This is a genomic window from Shimia fortis, assembly GCF_040225985.1.
Taxonomy (GTDB): Bacteria; Pseudomonadota; Alphaproteobacteria; order Rhodobacterales; family Rhodobacteraceae; genus Shimia.
Map to the genome: position 1 here is coordinate 1 of NZ_JBBPEU010000047.1, position 375 is coordinate 375.

Consider the following 375-nt stretch of genomic DNA (forward strand, 5'->3'; position numbering starts at 1 on the left):
GGCGACGATGTGGTTGTAGCGGGGTTCCAGCTGGACACCTTGCATGGGGGCGATGGCACGGACCAGCTGACGCTGGATTATTCGGGCGTGTCTGCGGGCGGGCTGACGGCGACTGGGCTGTATTTGCGGCTGGACACGGATGGAGGCTATTCGAGCCAGCGAGAGCATATTTACCTGAGCGATGACAGCACGACCCAGACCTATTTCCAGGGGTTTGAGGTGTTCGCGATCACGGGGTCGTCCGGGGATGACCGGATCACGACGCGCGAGGGGGATGACCACCTTATCGGCGGCGCGGGCCATGATGACCTGAGCGCGGGCGCAGGAGATGACCGTCTGTCCGGTGGTGCGGGCAACGACACTCTGCGCGGCGGC

At 64.5% G+C, this 375-nt stretch carries 1 protein-coding gene; it reads left to right on the forward strand.

The genetic code is table 11. The features are described from left to right. A partial coding sequence (locus tag WNE31_RS18435; protein WP_463407450.1) for a calcium-binding protein occupies positions 1–375 on the forward strand: 375 nt, incomplete at both ends.